This window comes from Halorubrum tibetense (assembly GCF_042661865.1).
In the GTDB taxonomy this organism is placed as follows: domain Archaea; phylum Halobacteriota; class Halobacteria; order Halobacteriales; family Haloferacaceae; genus Halorubrum; species Halorubrum tibetense.
Genome location: NZ_JBHSWW010000197.1, coordinates 1 through 4,649, shown reverse-complemented (window position 1 = coordinate 4,649; position 4,649 = coordinate 1). Strand labels below are relative to the sequence as shown.

At 69.8% G+C, this 4,649-nt stretch carries 3 protein-coding genes; 2 read left to right on the top strand and 1 reads right to left on the bottom strand.

What is annotated here, in order from left to right; translation table 11 throughout:
* Together ACFQEU_RS11665 and ACFQEU_RS11660 are read left to right on the top strand one after the other, a co-directional pair.
* A partial coding sequence (locus ACFQEU_RS11665; RefSeq protein WP_379782318.1) for a CDP-archaeol synthase occupies nucleotides 1-215 on the top strand: 215 nt, incomplete at its 5' end.
* 51 nt (nucleotides 216-266) lie between these two features.
* Nucleotides 267-2,579 (top strand): hypothetical protein, encoded by a 2,313-nt coding sequence (locus ACFQEU_RS11660; RefSeq protein WP_379782316.1) that lies wholly within the window; start codon nucleotides 267-269, stop codon nucleotides 2,577-2,579.
* Nucleotides 2,580-2,678: 99 nt separating this feature from the next.
* Here ACFQEU_RS11660 and glmS read toward each other — a convergent pair whose 3' ends face one another.
* Nucleotides 2,679-4,526 (bottom strand): glutamine--fructose-6-phosphate transaminase (isomerizing), encoded by a 1,848-nt coding sequence (gene glmS / locus ACFQEU_RS11655; protein WP_379782314.1) that lies wholly within the window; start codon nucleotides 4,524-4,526, stop codon nucleotides 2,679-2,681.
* Nucleotides 4,527-4,649 lie beyond the last annotated feature (123 nt).

Here is a 4,649-nt window from a genome sequence, read left to right as displayed (position 1 = left end):
GGTCGGGTCGGGAGCGCGGCGCGGCGTTCCCGGGACTCGACCAGCTCGACTTCGTCGTCGGCGCGCTCGTCGCCGTCTTCCTCGTCGCGCCCGGCTGGGCGACGGCGGTGTTCACCCTCCCCGTGCTCGCCGTCGTCCTCGTGATGACGCCCGTCCTCCACGTGGGGACGAACGTCATCGCGTACGCCATCGGCGTCAAGAACGAGCCTTGGTAAGGGTACCGCGACCGTGGACAACGTTATGCCTCTCCGACGACCGATCCGATCGTGAACAGACGCTCGTTCCTCGCGTCGGTCGGCACCGGTGCCGCGGTGGGGACGGCCGGTTGCGCGTTCCTCGACGACGGTCGGAGCGGGCCCAACATCGCCGTTCCCGACCGGCGGTTCCGCGTGGTCGACGACGGGTTCGAGGTGGCCGTCGACGACGGCCCGTTCGAGCCGCTCGCCGTCCGCGGCGTGAACCTCGGCATGGCGAACCCCGGCCACTTCCCGGGAGAAGCCGCGATAACCCGGGAGGAGTACGATCGCTGGTTCGGCGCGATGGGCGAGCTCGGAGTCACCGTGGTTCGGGTGTACACCGTCCATCCGCCGGCCTTCTATCGGGCGCTCGCCGAGCACAACCGGGGGAATCCGGACCCGATCTACCTCGTCCACGGCAACTGGATCGGCGAGGAACACCTCCGGGAAGCGGGTGACGCGTTCACGCTCGCAGACCCCTTCGACCGCTCGTTCCGCCAGGTTATCGACGCGGTCCACGGCGCGACGACGATCGCACCGGAGCCGGGCCACGCGAGCGGCACCTACGACGCGGACGTGAGCGATTACACCCTCGGCTACGTGATCGGCATCGAGTGGCCGCCGGCGGTCGTCATCGAGACGAACCGTGTGAATGACGCGGGCGGATACGCGGGGTCGTACCTCGACTCGGTCGCCGACCGCCCGTTCGAGCGCTGGCTCGCGGAGCGGCTCGACCGCGGGATCGCCTACGAAACGGACGAGTACGGCGATCAGCGCCCGACGGCGTTCACCAACTGGGTGACGACCGACCCGTTGGATCACCCCTACGAGCCGTTCGAGATGGAGGACGCGGTGAGCGTCGACCCCGACGCGCTCGTCCCGACCGACGCGTACGAGGCGGGGACGTTCGCCGCCTACCACGTGTATCCGTACTACCCGCCGCTGTTGAACGAGACGCCGGAGTACGCCGAGTACGTCGACCACCGCGGCGAGCCGAACAGCTACGCGGGCTATCTGAACGACTTGGTGGGATCGACGGACATCCCGCTCGTCGTCGCGGAGTTCGGCGTCCCCTCCTCACGGGGGATCGCCCAGCGCGACGTCCACGGCCGCGATCAGGGGCGACACACGGAGCGCGAACAGGGCGAGATACTCGCGGCGAGCTACGAGGACGTCCAGGAGTCGGGGGCTGCTGGTGGGATCCTCTTCAGCTGGCACGACGAGTGGTTCAAGCGGACCTGGAACCTCGAAGCGCTCTCGGACCCCAACCGGCGGCCCCACTGGTCGAACGTTCAGACTCCCGAACAGCGGTTCGGGCTACTCGCCTTCGACCCCGCCGACGCGGTCCCGCTGGACGGGTCGCCTGAGGCGTGGACGGACGCGACCGTCGCGGAGCCGAGGGGCGAGTCGACCCGCCTCGACGACGGTGTCGATCCGGCCCGCGAGCTGACCGCCCTTCGGGTCACGAGCGACGAGGCGTACCTCTCGATCCGGCTCGAGTGCGCCGACCTCGGTTCCGGCGTCGACTGGGACCGCGTCAACTACCTGCTGACGCTCGGGCTCACCGACCGCGGCGAGGTCGTCCTGCCCTACGACGTGGACGCGACCTCGCGAGGGGCGGACTTCGTCGTCAGGCTCGGCGGCCCTGACGATTCCCGGGTCACGGTGTATCCCCGATACGACACCTTCGCGTACCGCTACGGCGCTGAGGCCGGGTTGGACTTGGCCGCCTACCGCGACCCCGAACCGGGCTGGTTCGCACCGCTCCGAATAGTCATCAACCGCGGCTACACCGTCCCCCCGACCGGCGAGCGGATCCCGTTCGAGTCGGTCGAGACGGGGCGGCTCCGATACGGGAACGGGAACCCGGCCTCGTCAGCGTACGACTCACTGGCGGACGTCCACGTCTCGCCACCCGAGGACGCGATCGAGGTCCGGTTGCCCTGGCAGCTCCTCAACGTCGCCGACCCGAGCCGACGACGCCGACTCGGCGACGTCTGGACCGACGGACTCGACAGGTACGAGCCGTTCGAGACGATCGACGTCGCGGCCGCGTCGTACGTGCCGGCTGGCGGTGACGGCGACGCCGCGTCGGTGTCAGGGTTGAGAGTAGGAGCGGGGGCAGGGGCGCGGGCGGATGCGGAGGCGGGGACAGAAGCGGGAGAGACGAACCTGACGGGGGCGATCCCCGGGATCGACGAGACTGGAGGGGGATCGGCAGGCCCAGACGCGCGTCTCGACACGACCGCCTACACCCCACCGACGTGGGACGTGCCGCGGTACACGGAGCGGCTCAAGGAGTCCGCGGACGCCGTCGCCGACGTCTTCGATAGATACGCGTGAGCGTGAGCCGAGGACGGATATCGCCGTGCGCGTGTCGGGACCCCCTGCCCCGACAGTGTCCGGTCCACAGAGAGGGGCGGACGGGGCGTCCGACCGTCCTCACTCCACCGTCACGCTCTTCGCGAGGTTCCGCGGCCGGTCGATCGGCCGACCCTTCTCGTTCGCGACGTGGTACGCGAACAGCTGCCAGTAGACGTTGGCGACGAGCGGCTCCAGATCGCCGATGGCGGGCACCGGGAGGTCGACGTCGACGTACGAGCTGGCGTCCGCGCCGCCCGGGCCGGCTCCGGCGCTCGAACCGTCACCGGCGTCCGTTCGCGCGCCGATCACGGGCGCGCCACGCGCCTGGACCTCCTTGACGTTGTTCAGCGTCTCCTTCGGTCTGCTGCCGTCGGTCAGCAGCGCCAGGACGGGCGTCTCCTCGGTGACGAGGGCGAGCGGCCCGTGTTTCAGCTCGCCGGCGGCGAACCCCTCGGCGTGGTCGTAGGAGATCTCCTTGAGCTTCAACGCCCCCTCCAGCGAGACGGGATAGCCGAGCTGTCGGCCGATGAAGAAGAACGCGTCGCTGTCGACGTACTCGCGGGCCACCTCGCGGACGCGGTCCTCGGCGTCGAGAACGCTCTGGACCGCGTTCGGGAGCTGCCGAACGGAGTCGAGCAGCTCCTGTGCCCGGCCGTACGGAAGCGTTCCGCGTTCCCGACCGATGTGGACCGCGAGCAGGGTGAGCGTCGCTACCTGGGAGGCAAACGTCTTCGTCGCCGCCACCCCGATCTCGGGGCCCGCGCGGATGAACACGCTGTCGTCGGTCTCGCGGACGATCGTGCTGCCGAGGGTGTTCGTGACCGCGAGCGTCCGCGCCCCAGCGCGTTTCGCCCGGCGGATCGCGGAGAGCGTGTCCGCGGTTTCCCCGCTCTGGGTCACCGCGACGACGAGCGTACGCCACGGGTCGCGGCCGCCGTCGAACTCGTACTCGCTCGCGACCTCGACAGTCGTGCGGACGTCCACGGTCGACTCCAGCAGCTCCGCGGCGTACCGTCCGGCGTAGTTCGAGGTGCCGCAGGCGACGATCTGTATCTCCTCGATAGAGGCGATATACTCCGGGGGGAGGTCGACCTCGACGTCGACGCTACCGGCGTCGGGGTCGATCCGTCCGGAGATCGTCTGTCTGAGCGCCCGTGGCTGCTCGTGGATCTCCTTGAGCATGTAGTGGTCGTAGCCGCTCTTCTCGGCGGCGTCCGCCTCGTACTCCAGCCGCTCGACCGTCGGCTCGACCCGCTCGTCGTCACGGTACAGCGCCAGCCCGTCGTCGTCGATCACCGCGAAGTCGCCGTCCTGAACGTACGTCACGTCGCGGGTGTGCTCTAGGAAGGCGGTGACGTCGCTACCGATGAACGTCCCGTCCTCGCCGTGGCCGACGACGAGGGGGCTGTCCTGCCGGGTCGCGTATAGCTCGTCGACGCCGGCGATCGTCACGACCAGCGCGTAAGTGCCCTCCAGCCGCTCGACCGCCTCTTCGACCGCGGCTCGCGGGTCGGCACCCGCGTCGAGCGCGTCCTCGATGAGGTGCGGCACGACCTCCGTGTCCGTCTCGCTCGTGAACGCGTGCTCGTCGGACAGCTCCGCGCGCAACGCGTCGTAGTTCTCGATGATCCCGTTGTGGACGACGGCGACCCGACCCGTACAGTCGGTGTGCGGGTGGGCGTTCTCGTCGGTCGGCGGGCCGTGCGTCGACCACCGCGTGTGGCCGATCCCCGCCCGGTGGTCCGTCGACTCCGGCAGGATCGATTGGAGGGCGCTCACCTCGCCGGACGTCTTGTACACCGCCAACGCCTCGCCGGACAGCGCCACCCCCGCCGAGTCGTAGCCGCGGTACTCCAGGTTCGCGAGCCCCGTAGAGAGGATCGGAAGCGCGGGTCGTCCGCCGACGTAGCCGATGATCCCACACATGATTATCCCCTCCGTACCGTTTCCGCGTCGGCGACGCGTCCACTCACCGCCGCGCCGTCGCCGACGACCGCGTCGTTTCCGAGGACCGTCCCCGGGGCGAGCACGGCTGCACCCCCGACGCTC

Coding starts and splice junctions, on each gene's coding strand:
- glmS (WP_379782314.1), bottom strand. CDS start 4,526: ATGTGTGGGATCATCGGCTACGTCGGCGGACGACCCGCGCTTCCGATC.